This window comes from Aureibaculum flavum, assembly GCF_016406085.1.
Taxonomy (GTDB): Bacteria; Bacteroidota; Bacteroidia; order Flavobacteriales; family Flavobacteriaceae; genus Aureibaculum; species Aureibaculum flavum.
In genome coordinates this window covers 125,194-145,629 of record NZ_JAEHFJ010000011.1, presented here as the reverse complement: position 1 = coordinate 145,629, position 20,436 = coordinate 125,194, and the positions used below count along the sequence as shown (strand labels likewise).

The following is a 20,436-nucleotide window of genomic DNA, read 5'->3' as shown; positions in this document are numbered from 1 at the left end:
TTTTCAAATTCTCTATTTAATCTAATTAAAAACATCAAAATAGTTTTACTCCTTTAAAATTTCCAATAAAATAAATTGATTTAATTGAGCACCTAACTTGTTAAAGTTGTTATCCGCTACTAAAATCAAAGTTTGATTTCCATTAGCCAGTGTTGGACCAATTGTGAGCCCTTCAATATTATCTATACTTGTATCTGTTAACTGACTTCTTACACTTTCAAAATCGAACAAAAGCTTTTTATTAGCTAAAACTACCTCTGAATTAATTAAAGACTCCATAGCAATTGTGTTACTGGCTTTTGAGGCATTAACAGTATAAATTCTTATCGTATTACCCTGCGTTCCCAATCCCGACGAATAACTACGTTCAATAATAATGAATTGATTTTTAGTATACTCAATCAGATCGGTTACACCATTTACAGCAAAGTTTCCTTTCGGCTCTTTAGCTATTTTGTCCAACAAATAGGCAAACTGCCTTGTTGGTTTTTTTGTATTCGCATCTATATATGTTATTCTAACTGGCGATTTAGTTTCTAAAACTTTAGGCTCAGGCCCATCCGATTCCAATGGCAATTCCATCGCAATCCAATACCCTTTCTGGTCATAACTAATTGCTACACCTTCCAACGTACCATTATTTCTAGGTTGCTGTTTACTTGTTGCTTTAAAATAGTCCGGTATTTCAAAAAAATGATTAATTGAACCTTTAGAATCAACACTAAAAAAAGAGGGATCTTTTTTTAGATTAATACTACCCTCACTTGTTATTACCACTCCATTCGATTTTTTATCAAACCGTATAGATTCTACATCCAAGTATTGCGTACTGTCGCTAAAGGTAACTACTTCTGTAAACGCAATAGTATCAATTTTTAAATTATCTATGCTAATGTTCGCTTTGTAATATCTGGGATTAGAAGCGTCGTCACAAATTAAGTAATAGTTGCCATTTGCATAATCTATACCCGATAAGCCACCCACTAAATTACCGTCTATTGAAATGTTCTTGGGCACAATATATTCATCTAGAAACTTAAGTTGAATATGCTTTTGCGTTGTCGATTTAACAGTCTTACAACTGATAGAGATTAATAATAGTGCTATTAAAATAAGAGTTTTTTGCATTAATTACTTCTTTTAAAATAAAAATCAATCTTCTTATAAGTACTATCAATTTGCCCTTCTACCCACGCGTGTATTGAATCTTTTACAGGATTGGTGTAGGTTATTTTACTTGGAAAATCATGTTGTTCATTAACAAACGTAAATTCATTATTACTTTCGGGTATCAGCTTAAATTCAACTGGCTGTTCTTCATTTTGATTTGGAACACTTACTGTAAGCATCAATTGATTTGAAATTTGCTGAATACGCATGTTTTCTTGAAAAACGGTATCCTTTAAAACAATTGTATAACTATAAGCAGTTAAGGTGCTGTCATTTTTAACTTTCCATCTCTCATAAGATTGTTGTTCAGGAATTATATTATCCCAATTACCAACCAACCATTTTAGACTTTCTATTTTATTGTATTTACTTTCAGAAATATTGGATAAATTCTCTGTTTTTTTCTGATTCTTATCACAAGAAAAAACTATAAAAACAAAACCAAAAAGAATAATTATTTTTCGCAAATTATAGATTTTTATTATTTATACCAACTTGAATATTTAACATAATTATTGGCAATTCTATCAATTTCTCCTGAGATTAGTTCTTGAGAGATATCCTTAATTTTTTTAGCTGGCGTACCTGCGTAAATACTACCCGACTCTACTGTTGTGCCTTTGGTTACTACTGCACCAGCTGCAATAATTGAATTACTTTCAATAATACAATCATCCATAACAATACTACCCATGCCTATTAAAACATTATCATGTATTGTACAACCATGAACTAGTGCGTTATGACCTATAGATACATTATTACCAATTGTAGTTGGACATTTTTGATAGGTACAATGTACCACTGCTCCATCTTGAACATTTACCTTATTACCTAATTTAATAAAATGCACATCACCACGTAATACTGCATTATACCAGATACTACATTGATCTCCCATTTGCACATCACCCACAATTACTGCATTTTCGGCAATAAAACAATCATCACCAAATTGTGGCTTTTTCCCGTTTAATTCTCTAATAATCATAATTTTAATATTAAAAAGTTTGTAGATTACACTGAATGTTTTCACCTTCAGATACTACAAAATTAATCAATTTATAGGATAGCTAACTATAAAAATTATTAAGGTTTTAAAAAACTTCAGAGCACTAACCTTACTACTTAAAATAAGATAAAAAGTCTGCTTTTTTAGATGCTGAAACACTTAATTCTTTTCCATTAGATAAAGAAACAGTACCCCCCTTTCCTTTTTTATAAGATATGATATAAGAGACATTTACTAAATATGATTTATGAATACGTGCAAAACCACTTTCTTTTAAAATATCTTCAAAATACTTTAGAGTTTTACTTACTAATTTTTTATGCTTATTCTCTAAAAAGATTTCTGTGTAGTTATCATCTGCCTTGCAATACATAATGTCTTTCATTTCTAAGACTTCGAATCCGTCTTGCGTTGGTATTGTTATTTTACCTTCATTCAATTTAATTTTCGGTACTAACCCTACATTTTGCAATTCACTTTCTTTCGTTCTTAATGTGGTTACATAATCAACAGCTTTAATTAACTCATCTATGGAAATAGGCTTTAATAAGTAGTAAGAAGCATGATTGTTTAATGCATCAATAGCATATTGATTGTAAGCGGTTACAAAAACAACTTCAAATGTTGTGTTTCCTAATTTCTCAAGTAAATCAAAACCGCTACCATAAGGCATTTCTACATCTAAAAACACCAAGTCTAAATCATTATTACGAATTAACACCAACGCTTCATCTATATTTTCTGCTTCGCCAACAACCTCAACTGTTGGGCAATATTTACCGAGATAATTCTTTAAAATTTCTCTACTGGTTTGCTCGTCTTCTACTATTATGGTTTTTAAAATCATGTGTAATCGTGTAATTGTTTAATCGTGAAATCTTTTAATTGTGTAACTGTGTAATTGTGTAATTGCTTTGATCGAATTTGATTCTAAAAACACCCCTAAAGTCCCCTCAAGGGGACAATACTCATGCAGCAATCTTCCCATTTAAAATTATCATTTTTCGAAATTTAATTTTGAGCACTTCGTATCTCCTATCTTTTACCTTTTTACTGTACTTCCGCCTTCGGAATTCCAACTTCTTTTTAGTCCTTTTTCAAAATCAGAACCACTTTGGTTCCTGTTTTATCTTCATGCATATCTTCAATAAAAACATCTACTTTATCTTTATACATTTGATTTAAAATTTGTATTCGCTGCTTTATATTTTGCATTCCTTTCGACTTTTGTTTTTTCTGATGCTCCGTTTTTAAAGCTTTAGATTTTACTCTACCAATACCATTATCAGCTATTTCAATTTTAATGGTTTCTTCATCGATTTTATCAAGACTCACTTTTAAAAAACCTTTTTCCTTTTTATAGCGTAAACCATGCCACACCGCATTCTCCACATAAGGTTGTAACAGCATTGGTGGAATTTGAAATTGCCCTCTATCAATAGCGGCATCGACATTTAATTCATAATCAAACTTATCTTTAAAACGAGAGTGTTCTAATTTCAAATAAAGCTCTAACAACTCAATTTCATTTTCTAGAGGAATAAAATCTTCTTCAGAATTGTTTAACACACTTCGCATTAACGTAGAGAAATCAGTCAAATATCGATTGGCTGTACGTTCATCATTTTGACTTATAAAGCTATTAACAGAATTTAATGCATTAAAAATAAAATGGGGATTCATTTGTGTACGCAATGATTTTAAGGCCAGTAAATTATTTGCCAATCGCTTTTGTTTATTGCTTCTTATCATCCAAAACAAAGAGAACAACAACAGTAACAAACCTCCGATTAATGCATATATTATGAGTTTTTGTCGTCTATCATTTTCTATAGTCAATCTGCTCTCTGATTGGCTTAATTGATACTTACTTTGCGTTAATTCCCTGTCTTTTTCTAGACTCGTAATTCTATTCTGTTGTTCTGATAAATCTCTATTAAGACTAACTACAGCATTTATTTCCTCTTCCTTTTGTTGATACAATTTATCTACCAACGATACATATTTTTGATAATTACTCAACGCTTTATTATCATCTCCAACAGAAGCGTATGCTTCTGACAAACGTTGTATGGCGTCTTTTTGCGTTAAAATATCTTCATTGTTTTCCGCTTCAGAGGCACTTTCCTCTAAAATAGGAATGGCTTCTTCAAAATTATTTTGTTTTAATAAAGCATTTCCGAGGTCATATTTAACTTTAGGTTTTGACAAAGCTTCTGAATCGTCCTCCATAACAATCTCATTAAGCTCAGCATCTTCTAGATTTTTCAATGTTTCTTTTCTGAGTAACACCTCTTTGTCAACGTTTTTATTACGACTGTAAAAATCGGCCGTACGTTGACTTTGAATCGCTTCTTCCTTTGAACTTTGTTTACGAACATTAGTCCGTGCAAGCATTAAAAAGTCTTCCGCCTTAGCAATTTGTCCACTTGCCTCTAATGCTTCTGAAATCCGCGTGTTTAAATCTGTTATTTCGGCTGTATTTTTTTCCTTTTGAGCTATTATTAATGCTTTTTGATATTGAGCAACAGCCTTCTTATGTTCTTTTAATTTTAAATAGACATTCCCTAAACCTTTATGTGCTGCTATTTTTTGGATATCTGATACTTTTTTTTCGCTTAGAACTTCATTATAATTGCTTTCACTATTTTTAGTATCGTTATCCCGAAAATAAGCATCTGCCAATTTTAATTGTACCGCTATGTCATCAATATTATCAATAGATATTTTATAATTACTGGCAGCTAAATCATATTGCTTTAAATTCATATAAACATCTCCGAGAATTGTATATGATTGTGCCAATTGACTTTTATTATTATTGTCGTTTGCAATTAATAGTGCTCCTCCAACTTGATCTATACTTTTTGTGGGGTTTCTTTTTTTATTATAACTGGCTGAATCTAAATAACCTTGAAAATCGTCCGAATTATTATTCCTTTTAAACTTTGAAATTGACGAACTTTTCCGCTTCTCTTCATTCTCAATAACACCAGACTCGTCCTCGACTTCATAATAAATACTACCCGTTAAACGATAGGTATTTATTACCACTCCATTTTTACTTAACTCAATTACATCTCCATTACTAGCGTTAATCGAAAACTCTCCATTAGAATTCGTTGTTGTTCTTAATCCCTTACTTTTTACACGTACGGTAAGTCCACTTAATGGTGTACCACTTTCATCGGTAACCCTATCTGAATAGATCTTATTAGGAAGTGCTATCCTATCATTTTCTTGAGCCTGCATATAAGAAAATACCACAAAAAATAGCATGGTAAGTATGTAAAGTTTTTGCTTCATTAGGTTTCTTTAATTATGTAAATCTACATACTAAAATTGGTTTAGTAAAATGGCAGTACGCTAAAAACAAGGAATTTGGAGCTTATTTTAGCCATGGATTCCTACTTCACTTTTTTAAAAGTCATTTTCACTCATTAAAACATCCATTTCACTCATTTACAGTTTTTTTCACTTTTACTTCAATTTAGATTTACAATGAATTTAAAACAAAAAACATGAAAAATACAGTTAAAATTTTAATTCTAATAATGGTCTTTAATAGTCTTTTTACTTACGCAAATGAACAGCCTCCCAAGGAAAAGAACACTATAAAAGTAGCGTTATTATTGGATACTAGTAATTCAATGGACGGTTTGATTAATCAAGCAAAAACTCAATTATGGGAAATTGTAAATGAACTTTCCTATGCAAAATGTGAAAATGAAAATCCCGATTTAGAAATTTCATTATATGAATATGGAAATAGCGGCCTTCCTTCTAAAGAAGGTTTTATCCGTCAAGTCATTGGTTTTAGCTCTGATCTCGATGAGATTTCAGAAAAACTGTTTGCATTAAAAACAAATGGCGGCAATGAATTTTGTGGTGAAGTTATTATGACCTCATTAAAAGAATTAGAATGGGGCAAAAATAAAAATGATCTTAACATCATCTTTATAGCGGGTAACGAACCTTTTACACAAGGTAAAACTGATTATAAAGATGCAACAACACAGGCCAAAGAACAAGATGTTGTAGTAAATACCATTTTTTGTGGAAATTATCAAAATGGAGTATCTGGAATGTGGAAAGATGGGGCAACTTTAACTGGTGGTGATTATATGACTATAAATCAGGATGAAAAAATTGTACATATTGCTTCTCCATATGATGCCGTAATTATTAAGTTAAATAAGCAATTGAATGACACCTATATTTATTTTGGAAGTAATGGTTACACTAAAATAAGAAAGCAAGCCCTTCAGGATAATAATGCTGCTGAATTAGACGAAGTTGTTGAAGTTAAGAGAGCCGTAAGTAAAAGCTCTAGAATATATAATAATGCTACATGGGATTTAGTAGATGCCGAAAAAGAAGCAGGATTTAGTTATGATAAATTAGACAAAAAAACATTACCTGATGCTCTTAAAAATAAATCATCACAAGAGATTAAAATCTACGTTGCTTCACAAAGTAAAAAACGCACTGAAATTCAAGAAAAAATTCAGGAATTGAATACTAAAAGAAATAAGTATGTTGCCGAAAAGCAAAAAGACAGTAGCACAGGTTTAGAGAATGTTATGGTAGAAGCTATAAAACGACAAGCAAAAGGAAAGAATTACAAATGGTAAAGCCCATGCCTAACCCTTCCCAAAGGGAAGGGAATCCCTTTCAACATAATTAAAAATCAAATTTCAAATTGAAAGTTCCAATTTTTCAAAAATATAAAAATAATGAAAAAGTATAATTTTTTAATGACAACAGCATGCTTCGGAATGCTATTCTTATCCTGTGTAAAAACAGCAGACGATAAAAATACAAATCCATTTATTGACAAATCAGAAAATCAGAAAAAGGCAGTAAAAACTCTTGTTGCCGATTTACCATCTCTTATTGAAAATACCGATTTTATCGTTTTCTCTGTTCGAGACAATGTGGTTCGCGAACAAAAAAGAAGTTCTTATGACAGTGACAATTGGTACAATAATTATATTGATAATTTAATTTTTCAACATATAAAAACACAAGAAACTCACGTTTTAACCAAGAAAAAGATAAAGATAATTTCTTTTGAGAGATTCATTGATAGTCTTAACCCAACATTAAACACAACGATTTACCAAGTAATTGACTCGTTTCCTAACAATGAAAAACAAGAGACTTTTACGGCATTATACTTAAGTACTAATGAAGGTAAAAACTTTACAAAGATTACGAAATCTAATGAACACTTAACACGTTGGAAATTCATTCCGGAAACTAAAAACATCTATTTTACTACTGCTAATGATACTAACAGCAATAGAAAATTGGATGAACAAGATGGACAATCTATACATTCTGTTTCTATTAACGATTTTATCCGGAAAGATTTGCTAGTTGAGGAACTACAACGTTTAAATTAATTTAAATGTTAATTATCATTTTTAAATAAAAATGGATTAAATCTAGGAATATAACCTTGGTCCTTAGGTCGTTTATTGAATAAATTAATTCCTAGAGTAAATTGATGAAAACCTCCATTTGCATAAGTTACATTACCCAATTGATGCGTGTAGGTATATGATAGTAAATAACGATCAATTTCAAATCCCGCAATTGGGGTTAATTGACTTAACTCTTGTAATTTATTACCATCTAAACTTTGACGGTAACTTAAGGCAAACCATATACGCTTATTTCTATCTAATAGCTTATAAACTTTGGCATTTAGGTCAATATTAAATTCACCTGTTTTTTCAACATACTGCAACATTACAGAGGGCTCTACCTGAAATCGCTTTTCCCAACCAAAAAAGTAACCCATATTTAATAGATAGGTACGTAAATTCAATGAATTGTAATTGTTATCTACAGAATTTTTAGTATTTAACAACAGATTTTTTGCTGTTAAATAAACATAACCATCTAAATTAAAGTAAGCTGCACTAAAATCAGCATTTACATAATGATCGGATTCTATAACCTGTGAAATAACAGGGTCATAAGCAGTAAAACTACGTTGATCTAAACTATTTTGGACATAAGAACCAGATAGCGATAACGAAAGCTGATTTAAGGCATCATCTCTCCCAAAATTAAGATGATAGGCATACGTAGCACGAACTCCTAATTGCGAATGATATCCATTCTTATCATTAAATAACATGCCCCCCAAAGCCATTCCTTTTCCAAATCCTTGATGGTAAGTTAATGTTTGTAAAGATGGTGCATCTTCATTATCTGACCATTGTTGTCTGTGTGTTAGTCTAAACTTAGCTGAATTCCCAATACCGGCTGCTGCTGGATGCACCAAGAAGACGTTATCTGACAAATAATCAGAATAAATAGGCAAAGTGCCCTGAGCTTTCAAACTGAAAGTACTAAAAGCAATTATTACTAATGCTAAATATTTTTTTAAATCATTCATTAAATAAAATTTCTTGAGTCTTTTTATTAACTATCGTCTAATTAAGCTAAAGTTGCCTTTTAACGTTCTTCCATCTTCTAGTTTTACCTTAAACCAATAGTCAGATTCTGGCAATAATTTACCTCTATATGTTCCATTCCATCCTTCCGAGGTGGGTTCAATTTTTGTGATCACCTTTCCAAATCTATCAAAAATATAAATAAGAGAAGTAGGTTGAAAGCTTACTCCATCTATTTGCCAAAAATCATTAAATCCATCACCGTTTGGCGTAAAAAATTTAGGAAAACCAATGACAGAAACTTCTTCTTCTAAGGTACCACAGCCATTTTTATCTTTAATGTATATGGTATGAATACCCGAAGTAACATTCTCAAACATATTAGAATCTTGGTATAAACCATACTGATTGTCTAGTGCATATTCATAATCTCCTTCACCTGAAACATTAACAGTTACTGTATTATTTTCTGCTGCATCTTCCACCTTAAAATCTTGAAAAGCAGCAATATTAGATGAACTAATCAAAATGGTTTTTGTTCTTGAACAGTTGGTTGCTGAATTGTAAGCTGTAAGTTTATAACTACCTGGTTCTGTGAAATTATAAGAAGCCGTATTACCATTAACCAATACATTATCGCTGTTATCAGTCCATTGATAACTGTAAACATCTTGTGGATTCATAACTGAAACAACAACAGGTTCTTGTGGGGTGTTTATACATGCAAAAGCCTCTTCTGGAAGATCAAAATTTGGTAACTCGTTAACTTGTAAAGTAATAAAATACCCCAATCCTAAACACTTATTATTATCCTCACTCTCTATTCGAACGACTATTTTTTGCGTAAAAGCAGTTGTATTTGTATAATTTTCCGGATTTATAGCATTTATTTCTTCCAGTCCATCGGACATGCTCTCGTAATAGGTAATCGCTAAATTCTGATTGCTTGGTAATTGATCTAAAATAGTTGCTGAGGCATCCCCAAAATTAAATGATGTAAATCCATTTGTATCATCACCGTCAGTGCTATCATCACATTCATTTATAATTAATGAATAATCTGAATTAATTGAAGTTGACGATACTTTTAAATTGATTTCCACAATTTTCTCACAGCCATACGTATTTTCTACACGTGTATAAACTTGAGTTGCTAGTGCATTAGAAAAAGCTTGAGCGTTCTGGATACTATTGACACTATTGCCTTCTGCAGCATCAATATTCTTTTGATAAAATTTAATATTCAAATTCTCTGGATTACCAACCATTAATGGAATCGCTTCATTTAGATTAAAAGAGGTAATTCCATCCGTATTATCATCACATTGAAACAAATCTATCGGAGTGGTAACCACAGGGACATCAAAAATGGTAATTGTCTGTGTAATTATTTTTGTTTCTGTAGCTGTAGTAACCTCAACATTAACAATATAATCAGCTGCTGCTGTGTAGGTATGCGTTGGCTCCAAATCTGTTGAAGTTGACCCGTCTCCAAAACCCCATTCAATAGATAAAATAGGCTCATTAGACTCTATTGAAAATGCAGTCTCATTACCCAAACAGAGGTTTTCCGTACTAATTAAAGCTGCAAAAAACGATTGAATAAAAGGTGGCAATCCTTGCGTACCTAACCTTCCGCCTAAGCTTATAGCATTATGAGTATAGGTAGCCCCATCACTATCTGGATTATTAATGACTCCTAAAAAAGAGGCATTATCTATGGTTCTATAAATTTTACCATCTACACCTACTTGCAATGCGGCCCTTGAATTCATATAGGAATGCATCTCAATTCTATTGGCATTTATATTTGAAATAGACGAATCTGTTAAATCAAGTGAAAACTTGAATAGTTTTTCTAAATAAGGTCCATTTCTACCAAAATTACCCGTGGAGATATATAATTTTTTACTTAATGGAGAAAATTCAACACCGTAACCAAACTCGTCTGACAACTCTAATCGACGTTGGTTCGAAACACGACCTGTTGCACTATCAAAATCATATAAAAAAGTACCTGAAGACATATTTGCGGAAACCAAAAATTTTCCATCAGGTGATGTTTTCAAATACCCTCTCATATCATCAGGGTTCATAAAACCAAGATTACCAGTAACAGGCGTACTTTCAACTCCGTTTTCATCAACTTTATAGACATAAAAACGTCCTTCCTTAGTCGCAATTACCCAAAAAGCTTCTTCATCTTTTACTTTTATAGCTGTAATTTTTTCAGATACAGGCAAAGACAATAGCTTTGTTGCATTAGGCGAATTACTAGTTCCAATAACATCACCCAAACCACTATCTAAAGTCATATCAACAGTGTAATAATTGAGTCCATTTTCACCTCCAGACCAATCTACAGTAAAGATATAATAGATATTATTATCATCAGGTTTAGGTACAATAATGGCGGATTGCGAACTAGAAGAATCCCCTAATAACCCACTTCCACTAGGCATAGTAGTATGGTTTTTATTCCAAACAGTAGAGCCATCCGTATAAAATAAAAGATCACCACCAATATCAGATATCGATGCACAGCCCTCCGTTGTAGATAAAACGCCATTGGCATCTGCTGTGGGTACACCTGTACTAAAATCTAAGCCAGCCTTATTACCAAAATACCAATGCGATGCTTCCTTTTGTGAAAAAGTATTTAGGGTTAAAAGCAGAAAAAATAAGATGAAAAAGTAATTTCTCTTCAAATGAATAAGTTTAGGTTGTATCAAATATAGTATTACTTTTGTAATAAATTAATTTGAAGATGTTAAAAATAGATATAGAAAGTACTAAAACGCCTACCATAATTAAGTTTGTGGCCAATAAAATTTTAACGGAAGGAAGCTTTGAGTATAATTCTGTTGAAGATGTAAAAAACTCAACATTTATTCAAGAGCTTTTTCATTTACCTTTTGTTAAAAAAGTATTTGTAACCGTAAATTTTATTGCTGTTGAACGCTTTGATATTGTAGAATGGACTGATGTTCAAGATGAACTTAAAGCCATTATCGAAAATTATCTTAAAGTAAACGATAGTTTATTTAATTCAAAAATTGAATCTAAAAAGAAAATTGTTGATGTATATGCAGAAAGCACTCCAAACCCTGGGGTTATGAAATTTGTAAGTAATCAATTATTGACTTCAGAAAATATTGAAGTTACTTCATTAGAAGATGCATTAGAAGTTCCTATTGCCAAAGAATTATATAGTTTTCCATTTGTAAATGAGGTCTTTATTTCTAATAATTACGTTTCGATTACAAAAAACAACAGTGTTGAATGGTTCGAAATAACAACTGCTCTACGTGATTTTTTAAAAAAATATTTGACAGAATCTAAACCTATAATTACAGAAAATTATGTACCTATAGTGCATAAGAAAGTAGTAATAGAACCAATTGTCACAGGAAACTTAGATGACATTTCGCAAGAAATTATTGCTATTTTAGATGAATATATAAAGCCTGCAGTAACCTCTGATGGTGGAAATATTATGTTTCAATCATACGATGCCAGTACAAAAACAGTAAGCGTAATTTTACAAGGAGCCTGTAGTGGTTGCCCTTCTTCTACTATTACTCTTAAAAGTGGAATTGAGGCCACTTTAAAACAACTGTTGCCCAATAAGATAGAGGAGGTAGTCGCTTTAAATGGATAAATTTGTATATTTACAATTCACTCATTTTATAAACTTAAAATCAAATATTATGGCAGTAATGAAAGTAATTGAAGTAATGGCGAATTCTGACAAAAGCTGGGAAGAAGCTACTCGAAAAGCAGTAAAGCATGCATCTAAAAGTGTAAAGCATATCAAATCTGTATTTGTACAATCTCAAAGTGCAGTTGTAAAAGATGGTGATGTAGAAGAATTTAGAGTAAATGTAAAAATTACTTTTGAAGTTCAATAACGCTACCTTTTTATAATAAATTTAAAACGTTTTGAACTTTTCAAAACGTTTTTTTATTTACATCACTTTCTTCTATTTTTGTAACACTTAAAATAGCTTTAAGAGGCTTGTCATTATTCCTTATCTTTATCACAATTTAAAAATCATGATTCAAAAATATTTTCTCCTATCATTATGTGGTATTCTTATGATTAGCTGCAATAGTCAAAATAAAGAAGAGATGACAAAACATAAGTACACGAATAGTCTTATCAATGAAACTAGCCCCTATTTATTGCAACATGCTCACAATCCTGTAGATTGGCACGCATGGAATGATGAAACTTTAGAATTGGCTAAAAAGGAAAACAAACTTATTTTAATTTCCATTGGTTATGCTGCATGTCATTGGTGTCATGTGATGGAACATGAAAGTTTTGAAGATTCAACTGTGGCAAAACTCATGAACCAAAACTTTATCAATATAAAAGTAGACCGAGAAGAAAGACCTGATGTTGATCAAGTATATATGAATGCCGTGCAATTAATGACAGGTAGCGGCGGTTGGCCTCTAAACTGTATCGCTTTACCTGATGGCAGACCTGTTTGGGGTGGTACTTATTTTCCGAAAGAAAACTGGGTAAGTGCCTTAGAACAAATCACAAAATTGTACAAGGAAAATCCTGAAAAAATGGAAGAGTATGCTACGCAATTAACTACTGGCGTACAGCAATCTGACTTGGTTACCATTAATACTTCTGAAAAAGAATACTCTACAATTGAATTAGATACCATCGTTGAGAATTGGAAGAAATACATGGATACAGACCTTGGCGGGAATGCCGGTGCTCCTAAATTTCCTATGCCTAACAATTATCAATTTTTATTGCGATATGCAGTTCAAAATGCTGATGATAAAATAATGGATTATGTAAATACCTCGTTAACAAATATGGCGTATGGCGGTTTATACGATCAAGTTGGTGGTGGTTTTGCTCGCTATTCGGTAGATGCTAAATGGCACATTCCGCATTTCGAAAAAATGCTTTATGACAATGGCCAATTGGTTAGTTTATATTCAAATGCATACTTGGTTACTAAAAACCCTTTATACAAAGAGATTGTCTATGAAACTACTGCATTTGTAGAACGTGAGTTAATGGATAAAACTGGTGCGTTTTACTCTTCGCTTGATGCGGATAGTAATAATGAAAAAGGCGAATTAGAAGAAGGAGCTTTTTATGTTTGGAAAAAAGACGAGTTAAAAAACATTCTTAATCTCGAAGACTCGGGAGATTTCGATTTATTTGCTGCCTATTACAATATTAAAGATACTTTTAAATGGGAAAACGAAACCTATCATTTAAATCGTATCGAAACAAATGATGACATTTTAGAAAATTTTCAAATCTCTAAAGAGGATCTTTCCAAAAAAGTAACGATATGGAAAGAGACCTTACTTAGAGCCAGAGGTAAAAAAGACCGTCCACGTTTAGATGATAAAATACTGACAGAATGGAATGCTTTAATGCTTAAAGGTTATGTTGATGCATATCGTGTTTTTGATGATAAGCGTTTTTTAGAAAGAGCACTAAAAACAGCTAATTTTATTAACAAAACACAGCATAAGGCTGATGGTAGTTTATTCAGAAATTACAAGAATGGAAAAAGTAGCATTAATGCTTACATGATTGATTATGCCACAACAATTGACGCATTTATTAATCTGTATGAAGTTACTCTTGATGAGCAATGGTTAAATGACGCAAAAAAAATGACAGATTATTGTTATGATCATTTTTATGATGACAAGAGTCAACTATTCTTCTTTACCTCTGATGAGGATAAACAATTAATAACTCGAAAAATTGAAACTGATGATAACGTAATTCCTTCTTCAAATTCCATAATGGCGAATAATTTATTTAAACTCGGACATTATTTTGCGAATCCAACTTATGCTAAAAATGCTAATCAAATGTTGCATAATGTTAAGGAGAAAGCTTCAAAATATGCTGGTGGAGCATCCAATTGGTTGTTATTATATTCAAATTTTATAGGTGATTTTTATGAAGTAGCGATCGTTGGTGAAGATGCTTTAGAAAAATTAAAAGAATTTAATAAGAAATATATCCCCAATAAGTTAATCGTTGGCAGCACTACTGATAGCAATATGCCTTTATTAGAATATAAGTATTCAAAAAATGAAACCACTTTTTATGTCTGCATTGATGGTACTTGTCAATTGCCTGTTAATGAAACAGCAAAAGCACTTGAACAAATTAAAATACTTTTAAAATGAAAACGATTCAACTTGCCTTAATTGTACTTGTGGCTCTATTGCATTTCTATTTTCTAATATTAGAAATGTTTTTATGGACAACACCGAGGGCACTGAAAGCTTTTGGGCTATCCATTGACTTAGCAAAACAAACGGTGGTATTGGCAGCAAATCAAGGTTTGTATAATGGTTTTTTAGCGGCAGGCCTTGTGTGGTCATTAGTAAACAAAAGTTTTCCTGACCAAATTGCAATATTCTTTTTATCTTGCGTCATTATTGCAGGTATCTACGGTGCTTATTCAACAAAGAAAATAAAACTATTTTACATTCAAGGAGTACCAGCTGTTCTTGCTTTAATTACAATTCTTTTCACTTAACAAAAAAACTAAATATGGATTTTGACAGTATTATTGCGAGTATTACAACCTTCTTAGCTACTTATGGTTTCAGTATCATTGGTGCCATCGTTATATGGATAGTTGGCTCTTGGGTTATTAAAAAATTAATGAAGACTGTAGCCAGTTTAATGGCTAAAAAAAATTATGATGAAAGTCTACAAAAATTCTTAACGAATTTAATAGGTTGGGCTTTAAAAATAATCTTAATTATTACGATTTTAGGTATTTTAGGTATTCCAACCGCATCTTTCGCTGCTATTTTAGCTGCAGCTGGTTTAGCTATAGGTTTAGCTCTTCAAGGTTCACTTGCTAATTTTGCTGGTGGAGTATTGTTAATGATTTTTAAACCTATTAAAATTGGAGACTTAATTGAAGCTCAAGGAGAAATTGGAGTTGTAAAAGAAATTCAAATTTTTACCACTAAAATTATTACACCTGATAACAAATTAGTAATTATACCTAATGGTACATTATCTAATGGAAACATTGTAAATTATACCGAAGAAGGTAAAATAAGAGTTGATTTAACTTTCGGTGTAGGCTATGACTCAGATATTAAACAAACCAAAGAAGTATTGTTAAATGTAATTAGTACTGGTGCTAATGTTTTATCTGACCCTGCCCCAACTGTGAACGTTTCTGAACTGGCTGATAGCTCTGTTAATTTTGCGGTTAGACCTTGGTGTAAACCTGAACATTATTGGGATGTATATTTTGCAACTACTGAAAATGTGAAATTAGCATTAGATAAAGCTGGTATTGAAATACCTTACCCACATGCTGTTGAAATTCAAAAGAAAGGATAATTATTTTCAAATATTATACAGATGATAAAATTTGCATATTTTTTTATGATATTGATGGGAGTTAGCTCTTATGGGCAATTTCAATCTGCCTCCATAGTATCTGATCGATTTGTAGATTATTCTCATTTGGTATTTGGTGTTGATTTACGAGATAAAGATTTAGTAGGGAGTATTTATATTAATGATAAATTTTCGCCTGCTAAATTATCTAATAATAATACTATTTATAATGCAAATTTTGACGCTTATAAAGGTGAAATAGTCATTGAAAGTGATGGTAAATTTTTTGCAGTTGCTAAAACATTTGATAATGAAATAACTTTTATAAATCAAAAAAAGGTATATAAAGTATATAATTATAATATTGAAGAAAAAGAAAGTCTCGGCTTTTTTACAGTTCTCTATAAAGGAGATAAAATATCTTTATTGAATAAGGAAATAATAAAATATTTTGAGGAATTTGAAGCGAAAACTGGATATGAAGAATACCGACCTCCTACTTTAAAACGGATGAAAGACAAATTATTTATAGGATATTTTGATCATTCTGCGATAGAAGTTCCAAACAAAAAGAAAGATATTTTTAAATTATTTTCAAGTAAAGTAAAAATTATGAAGTCTTATGCTAAGGATAAGAAATTGAATCCTAAAAAAGAAGGCGATTTACTTAAATTGGTTATTTATTACAACTCTTTGTAATCACTTTTTAGAAGTGGTAACCATAAAATCTTTTAAATAAAAAGGTTCAAAATAAGCGACATCTTCGGTGTCGCTTTTTTTATATTTATCAAAAGAAAGTTGAGCCATTTGTTTGGCTGAGGGAAAATATCCGTCAAGAAAAATAGCATTATCATTTTTTAGTATTGATTTGCATTTATCAGCACCATCACCTAAAAAATAAACTTTCCCCTTACTTAAATATTCTGAAAACGAGTTCTCAGTAATAACCTCTGCTTTAATTTCTCTAATTTGATTATGGTTATGATTATAAACAGCACTGTAAACCTCCATCCTTCTCGCATCTAACATGGGTACAATTACGGCATCATTATCAACGGTAATGGCATTAGACAATGCCGTTAAAGTAGAAACAGCAATTAACGGTTTATCTAAAGAGAAACACAACCCTTTAGCAGTTGAAACTCCTATACGTAATCCCGTGTAAGAACCAGGACCTTTGCTAACCGCAATGGCATCTATGTCATTTATTGATTTTCCGGCCTCTGTAAGGACGTTTTTTATTAAAAGGTGTAATTGCTCGCCGTGAGAATAGTTACCGTCATTTACTTCATTTAACGCAAGTAACACACCATTTTCAGCTAAGCTAACAGAGCAATTTTTGGTTGCCGTTTCTATGTTTAGTATTAAAGACAAATTTTTAATTTAATTGGCAAAGATAAACTTTTGATGATTAATAAAAGAAAATTCCAAACTCCTTTAAAAGGAATTTGGAATTTATAATTTGAAATTTTAGATGTTATTTATTCCAAAACGATTTCTTCACCAAAATAGAATTCTAATACTTTAGTTTTAAAAACATAATCGTATTTAGCTCTGATTAAAGTAGATTCTGCATCTACTAGTTTGCTACGAACTTGGTCAAAATCAAAAGAGGTCATTGCTCCTAAGCTGTATCTTTGCTCCGCATTTTTAAAAGCTTCATTTTGAGCATTTAAAGATATGTTAGCAACCTCATACGATTTTGCCGCTGCTTTAGAATCTAAAAAAACGCGTTCAATTGTTTCTTTTAATTGTAATTTTTGATCTTCTAAATCAATCTCACTTATTTTTTGACTGATAATTGATCTATTTACGTTAGCCTTAGTCTGATTTCTATTAAATATAGGAATGTTCAAAGATAGCCCCAAACTATACCCTAAATTATCTCTAAACTGATCTGAAAACCCATTATTAGTAAAAGCGTCATTAAAAATATTTTGGTAAGAAGTACCTGCTCCCGCTGAAAAACCTAAAGAAGGTAAATATGCTCCTTTTGCACTTTTAATATTTAATTCGGCGTTATCAACTTCTAATTTAGCTCTAGTAATTTCTGCTCTATTCTCCAATGCTTTTTCATAAACCATTGTTGAATTATCATATAAAGTAGCAATAGAAGGGGAACCAACATTCACTTTTGCAACATCAAAACCATTTGTATCTACTTGTAACAATTGGGCCATAGTTAACAACGCTAAATCTAAGGCATTTTCTTGTGTAACCACATTCTGAGCATCAGCTGCTGCCGTTGATTCTGCATCAAGTAAATCACCCTTAGGTTTTACACCTGCATCAACTTGTGCCTGTGTAGCCTCTATTTGTTTTGTACTAATATCATACTGATTTTGAGCAACTTCTAAATTCTCTTTAGCAAATAAAATATTTAAATATGCATTCACAACAAATAATGAAATATCGTCTTCAATTTTTTGTAAATCTAATTTACTTGCTTCCACACCTAATTGAGCTTGTTTATAGCTTATTAAATTTCTAAACCCATTAAAAATTGTTGTACTACTGCTTAGGCTAAATGATGATCTAAAATTATCTGTTGATATTCTTGACCCATCCTGACCAATTGATGATCCGAAATTCAAACCAGGATTCACTGAAGCATTTAAATTAGGCAAAAAATTCCCTTTTGCACTTATGACATTTATTTCGCTTATTTCAACTAACTTCTTACTCCTTTCAATACTGATATTATTCTCTAAAGCATGTTCTATACATTCATTTAATGTCCATTCTTTATCTTGAGCAAAAGAGGTTGCTACAATAAGGAGTGCGGTTAGAACACTTAATCTGATTTTCATAAGTTTATAATTTTATTGACCCTTATTGTTCAAATGGAAAACCATAATAACTATTAGATTTAAAATCTGGTTATTATGTTTATAAAACAATTGTTTCTAAAGGTTGATTCTACTGATTTTTTATATATGACGAACAAAAGTAAAACTTGTTACACTTATATGCTCTTAATGTAATATTAATTTATCCTTTTTTCATTTTCTTATAGAGAAAGTAACCTGCAACTCCTACTAAAATATAAGGAAATGCCATTAGATATACAATACCGTTATTTAGTCCTTCAGCCATTTCTGCATCACCAGACTCCACTACAGCTTTACACATAGCACATTGAGCACTAACCATTTGCGTAGCTATTACAAAGAATAAAACAAGACTATATTTATTATTTCTAAACATTTTTAACTTCCTTTTTACTTAACCCATACTGTTTAAAAGTTAGTAAGTTACTAATAATAAGGCGAAATCATCAAATAAACTACCACTCCCGATACCGCAACATAAAGCCATAAGGGAAATGTAAATTTCGCAATTTTTTTATGTTTTTCAAAATTATTAGTAATTGCTCTTACATAGGTTACTAATACAAATGGAATTACAATTATTGATAATAAAATATGTGTCAATAGAATAAATAAATACACATACTTTATTGCACCTTCTCCACCATATTTAGTAGAATTTGAGGTCATGTGATATAAAATATACAATATCAAAAAAATAGCAGAACATAATATGGCCGTTTTCATAAGACCTTCATGCAAGTCTTTTTTATTGTTTTTAATAGCCCAAACTGCTACTACTAATATTACCGCCGTAATTGCATTTATAGAAGCGTAGATGGGTGGCAGAAAAACAGGTAACTTCACCTCTAGTTTAACATTAAATAATCCAGCAACTGCCAGTGGTATAACTATTGACAAAACTATAATCCATTTATTATATTTTTTTGTTGTTTGCTCCATTATTCATTTAATAAAATAGTAATATCTTCTTTCAACATTTGAACCTGTTCAGCATCCAATCCATCATAAAACTTTATCGGATTTTCAAATTCACCTGATGTAACTGTTCTTGATCGTATAAATCCATTTTTATCTACCAAAGCAAATAAACCAGAATGCTCAAACCCACCTTCAGCTTCTTCATTTTCTCCTGCATATAGCTTAAATCCTATATTGGCAAAATCATAAATCACATCTTTATCTCCCGTTAAAAATTGCCAATTTTTTAGCGTTACATTATGTTTGTCTGCATATTTTTTTAAAGTTTCAGGAGTATCTCTCTTTGGATCAATGGTTATTGACGCCATGCCGAAATTAGGATTACCATAAAATTCATCTTGTATTTTAAGCATACTGATATGCATTTTTGGACAAATAGTTGGACAAGAAGTAAAGAAAAACTCTACAACATATACTTTATTCTTAAAATTTTCATTTGAAACTTCTTTGCTGTTTTGATTGGTAAACTTAAAATCAGGAACTTTCTCAAATTTTAACAACGTAGTTGGTGATAATCTATCTACAATTTTAGGCACCGCCCAAATACCAAAAACTAATACTATAAATGCAATACCTATGTATGTTTTTTTCATAATTAACAATCTAAACTTGGCCAAAAAAACACCTCTAATGAGCTACGCTCGGTATCTTCAATAA

20 protein-coding genes are annotated in these 20,436 nt (G+C 31.2%); 8 read left to right on the top strand and 12 right to left on the bottom strand.

Annotation, left to right across the window (positions count from 1 at the left end; genetic code table 11):
* Positions 1 to 45 precede the first annotated feature (45 nt).
* The 5 genes from JBL43_RS17695 to JBL43_RS17675 all read right to left on the bottom strand — a co-directional run bounded on the left by JBL43_RS17695 (position 46) and on the right by JBL43_RS17675 (position 5,488).
* Entirely contained in the window at positions 46 to 1,128 is a 1,083-nt protein-coding gene (locus tag JBL43_RS17695; protein WP_198842723.1) for an esterase-like activity of phytase family protein, read from the bottom strand.
* Positions 1,128 to 1,637, bottom strand: a complete 510-nt coding sequence (locus JBL43_RS17690; RefSeq protein WP_198842722.1) for a DUF6265 family protein — start codon at positions 1,635 to 1,637, stop codon at positions 1,128 to 1,130. The genes JBL43_RS17695 and JBL43_RS17690 overlap by 1 nt, the downstream gene beginning before the upstream one ends.
* A gap of 14 nt (positions 1,638 to 1,651) precedes the next feature.
* Positions 1,652 to 2,161, bottom strand: coding sequence for a gamma carbonic anhydrase family protein (locus JBL43_RS17685; RefSeq protein WP_198842721.1), 510 nt, complete (start codon positions 2,159 to 2,161; stop codon positions 1,652 to 1,654).
* 133 nt (positions 2,162 to 2,294) lie between these two features.
* Entirely contained in the window at positions 2,295 to 3,029 is a 735-nt protein-coding gene (locus tag JBL43_RS17680) for a LytR/AlgR family response regulator transcription factor (protein ID WP_198842720.1), read from the bottom strand.
* Positions 3,030 to 3,268: 239 nt separating this feature from the next.
* A complete protein-coding gene (locus tag JBL43_RS17675) occupies positions 3,269 to 5,488 on the bottom strand; it encodes a tetratricopeptide repeat-containing sensor histidine kinase (RefSeq protein WP_198842719.1) in 2,220 nt (739 codons plus the stop codon).
* Positions 5,489 to 5,703: 215 nt separating this feature from the next.
* Between JBL43_RS17675 and JBL43_RS17670 the strand changes: the two genes are divergently transcribed.
* Together JBL43_RS17670 and JBL43_RS17665 are read left to right on the top strand one after the other, a co-directional pair.
* Positions 5,704 to 6,816, top strand: coding sequence for a vWA domain-containing protein (locus JBL43_RS17670; protein ID WP_198842718.1), 1,113 nt, complete (start codon positions 5,704 to 5,706; stop codon positions 6,814 to 6,816).
* A gap of 102 nt (positions 6,817 to 6,918) precedes the next feature.
* Complete coding sequence (locus JBL43_RS17665; RefSeq protein ID WP_198842717.1) at positions 6,919 to 7,590, top strand: hypothetical protein; 672 nt, start codon at positions 6,919 to 6,921, stop codon at positions 7,588 to 7,590.
* Positions 7,591 to 7,598: 8 nt separating this feature from the next.
* Here JBL43_RS17665 and JBL43_RS17660 read toward each other — a convergent pair whose 3' ends face one another.
* Together JBL43_RS17660 and JBL43_RS17655 are read right to left on the bottom strand one after the other, a co-directional pair.
* Complete coding sequence (locus tag JBL43_RS17660) at positions 7,599 to 8,594, bottom strand: PorP/SprF family type IX secretion system membrane protein (protein WP_198842716.1); 996 nt, start codon at positions 8,592 to 8,594, stop codon at positions 7,599 to 7,601.
* Between the two features lie 30 nt (positions 8,595 to 8,624).
* On the bottom strand, positions 8,625 to 11,300 hold the full coding sequence (locus JBL43_RS17655) for a T9SS type B sorting domain-containing protein (RefSeq protein WP_198842715.1): 2,676 nt from the start codon (positions 11,298 to 11,300) through the stop codon (positions 8,625 to 8,627).
* 59 nt (positions 11,301 to 11,359) lie between these two features.
* Between JBL43_RS17655 and JBL43_RS17650 the strand changes: the two genes are divergently transcribed.
* The 6 genes from JBL43_RS17650 (at position 11,360) to JBL43_RS17625 (ending at position 16,666) form a co-directional block, all read left to right on the top strand.
* Complete coding sequence (locus tag JBL43_RS17650; protein ID WP_198842714.1) at positions 11,360 to 12,253, top strand: NifU family protein; 894 nt, start codon at positions 11,360 to 11,362, stop codon at positions 12,251 to 12,253.
* A 49-nt stretch (positions 12,254 to 12,302) separates the two neighbouring features.
* Complete coding sequence (locus tag JBL43_RS17645) at positions 12,303 to 12,503, top strand: dodecin family protein (RefSeq protein ID WP_138948399.1); 201 nt, start codon at positions 12,303 to 12,305, stop codon at positions 12,501 to 12,503.
* A 220-nt stretch (positions 12,504 to 12,723) separates the two neighbouring features.
* Positions 12,724 to 14,784, top strand: coding sequence for a thioredoxin domain-containing protein (locus JBL43_RS17640; RefSeq protein WP_233098823.1), 2,061 nt, complete (start codon positions 12,724 to 12,726; stop codon positions 14,782 to 14,784).
* Positions 14,781 to 15,140, top strand: a complete 360-nt coding sequence (locus tag JBL43_RS17635; protein ID WP_198842712.1) for a DUF1304 domain-containing protein — start codon at positions 14,781 to 14,783, stop codon at positions 15,138 to 15,140. Before JBL43_RS17640 ends, JBL43_RS17635 begins: the two co-directional genes overlap by 4 nt.
* Positions 15,141 to 15,154: 14 nt before the next feature.
* Positions 15,155 to 15,967: a mechanosensitive ion channel family protein gene (locus JBL43_RS17630; RefSeq protein WP_198842711.1), complete on the top strand. Its 813-nt coding sequence runs from the start codon at positions 15,155 to 15,157 to the stop codon at positions 15,965 to 15,967.
* A gap of 21 nt (positions 15,968 to 15,988) precedes the next feature.
* Positions 15,989 to 16,666 carry a hypothetical protein gene (locus tag JBL43_RS17625; RefSeq protein ID WP_198842710.1) on the top strand — a complete coding sequence of 226 codons (678 nt, stop codon included), beginning with the start codon at positions 15,989 to 15,991 and terminating at the stop codon, positions 16,664 to 16,666.
* Here the strand turns inward: JBL43_RS17625 and tsaB are convergent, their stop codons facing one another.
* From tsaB to JBL43_RS17600, 5 genes are all read right to left on the bottom strand, one after another.
* On the bottom strand, positions 16,667 to 17,341 hold the full coding sequence (gene tsaB, locus JBL43_RS17620) for a tRNA (adenosine(37)-N6)-threonylcarbamoyltransferase complex dimerization subunit type 1 TsaB (protein WP_198842709.1): 675 nt from the start codon (positions 17,339 to 17,341) through the stop codon (positions 16,667 to 16,669).
* 107 nt (positions 17,342 to 17,448) lie between these two features.
* Entirely contained in the window at positions 17,449 to 18,777 is a 1,329-nt protein-coding gene (locus JBL43_RS17615) for a TolC family protein (protein ID WP_198842708.1), read from the bottom strand.
* A gap of 181 nt (positions 18,778 to 18,958) precedes the next feature.
* A complete protein-coding gene (locus tag JBL43_RS17610) occupies positions 18,959 to 19,174 on the bottom strand; it encodes a hypothetical protein (protein ID WP_198842707.1) in 216 nt (71 codons plus the stop codon).
* Positions 19,175 to 19,224: 50 nt separating this feature from the next.
* Positions 19,225 to 19,740, bottom strand: a complete 516-nt coding sequence (locus JBL43_RS17605; protein WP_198842706.1) for a DUF420 domain-containing protein — start codon at positions 19,738 to 19,740, stop codon at positions 19,225 to 19,227.
* Positions 19,740 to 20,372: an SCO family protein gene (locus JBL43_RS17600; RefSeq protein WP_198842705.1), complete on the bottom strand. Its 633-nt coding sequence runs from the start codon at positions 20,370 to 20,372 to the stop codon at positions 19,740 to 19,742. Before JBL43_RS17600 ends, JBL43_RS17605 begins: the two co-directional genes overlap by 1 nt.
* Between the last annotated feature and the right edge of the window lie 64 nt (positions 20,373 to 20,436).

What these genes read in the sequence shown, in the direction of transcription:
- JBL43_RS17695 (WP_198842723.1), bottom strand. Translation starts at nt 1,128, where the DNA reads ATGCAAAAAACTCTTATTTTAATAGCACTATTATTAATCTCTATCAGT.
- JBL43_RS17685 (WP_198842721.1), bottom strand. Translation starts at nt 2,161, where the DNA reads ATGATTATTAGAGAATTAAACGGGAAAAAGCCACAATTTGGTGATGAT.
- JBL43_RS17680 (WP_198842720.1), bottom strand. Translation starts at nt 3,029, where the DNA reads ATGATTTTAAAAACCATAATAGTAGAAGACGAGCAAACCAGTAGAGAA.
- JBL43_RS17675 (WP_198842719.1), bottom strand. Translation starts at nt 5,488, where the DNA reads ATGAAGCAAAAACTTTACATACTTACCATGCTATTTTTTGTGGTATTT.
- JBL43_RS17670 (WP_198842718.1), top strand. Translation starts at nt 5,704, where the DNA reads ATGAAAAATACAGTTAAAATTTTAATTCTAATAATGGTCTTTAATAGT.
- JBL43_RS17665 (WP_198842717.1), top strand. Translation starts at nt 6,919, where the DNA reads ATGAAAAAGTATAATTTTTTAATGACAACAGCATGCTTCGGAATGCTA.
- JBL43_RS17660 (WP_198842716.1), bottom strand. Translation starts at nt 8,594, where the DNA reads ATGAATGATTTAAAAAAATATTTAGCATTAGTAATAATTGCTTTTAGT.
- JBL43_RS17650 (WP_198842714.1), top strand. Translation starts at nt 11,360, where the DNA reads ATGTTAAAAATAGATATAGAAAGTACTAAAACGCCTACCATAATTAAG.
- JBL43_RS17645 (WP_138948399.1), top strand. Translation starts at nt 12,303, where the DNA reads ATGGCAGTAATGAAAGTAATTGAAGTAATGGCGAATTCTGACAAAAGC.
- JBL43_RS17640 (WP_233098823.1), top strand. Translation starts at nt 12,724, where the DNA reads ATGACAAAACATAAGTACACGAATAGTCTTATCAATGAAACTAGCCCC.
- JBL43_RS17635 (WP_198842712.1), top strand. Translation starts at nt 14,781, where the DNA reads ATGAAAACGATTCAACTTGCCTTAATTGTACTTGTGGCTCTATTGCAT.
- JBL43_RS17630 (WP_198842711.1), top strand. Translation starts at nt 15,155, where the DNA reads ATGGATTTTGACAGTATTATTGCGAGTATTACAACCTTCTTAGCTACT.
- JBL43_RS17625 (WP_198842710.1), top strand. Translation starts at nt 15,989, where the DNA reads ATGATAAAATTTGCATATTTTTTTATGATATTGATGGGAGTTAGCTCT.
- JBL43_RS17615 (WP_198842708.1), bottom strand. Translation starts at nt 18,777, where the DNA reads ATGAAAATCAGATTAAGTGTTCTAACCGCACTCCTTATTGTAGCAACC.
- JBL43_RS17610 (WP_198842707.1), bottom strand. Translation starts at nt 19,174, where the DNA reads ATGTTTAGAAATAATAAATATAGTCTTGTTTTATTCTTTGTAATAGCT.
- JBL43_RS17605 (WP_198842706.1), bottom strand. Translation starts at nt 19,740, where the DNA reads ATGGAGCAAACAACAAAAAAATATAATAAATGGATTATAGTTTTGTCA.
- JBL43_RS17600 (WP_198842705.1), bottom strand. Translation starts at nt 20,372, where the DNA reads ATGAAAAAAACATACATAGGTATTGCATTTATAGTATTAGTTTTTGGT.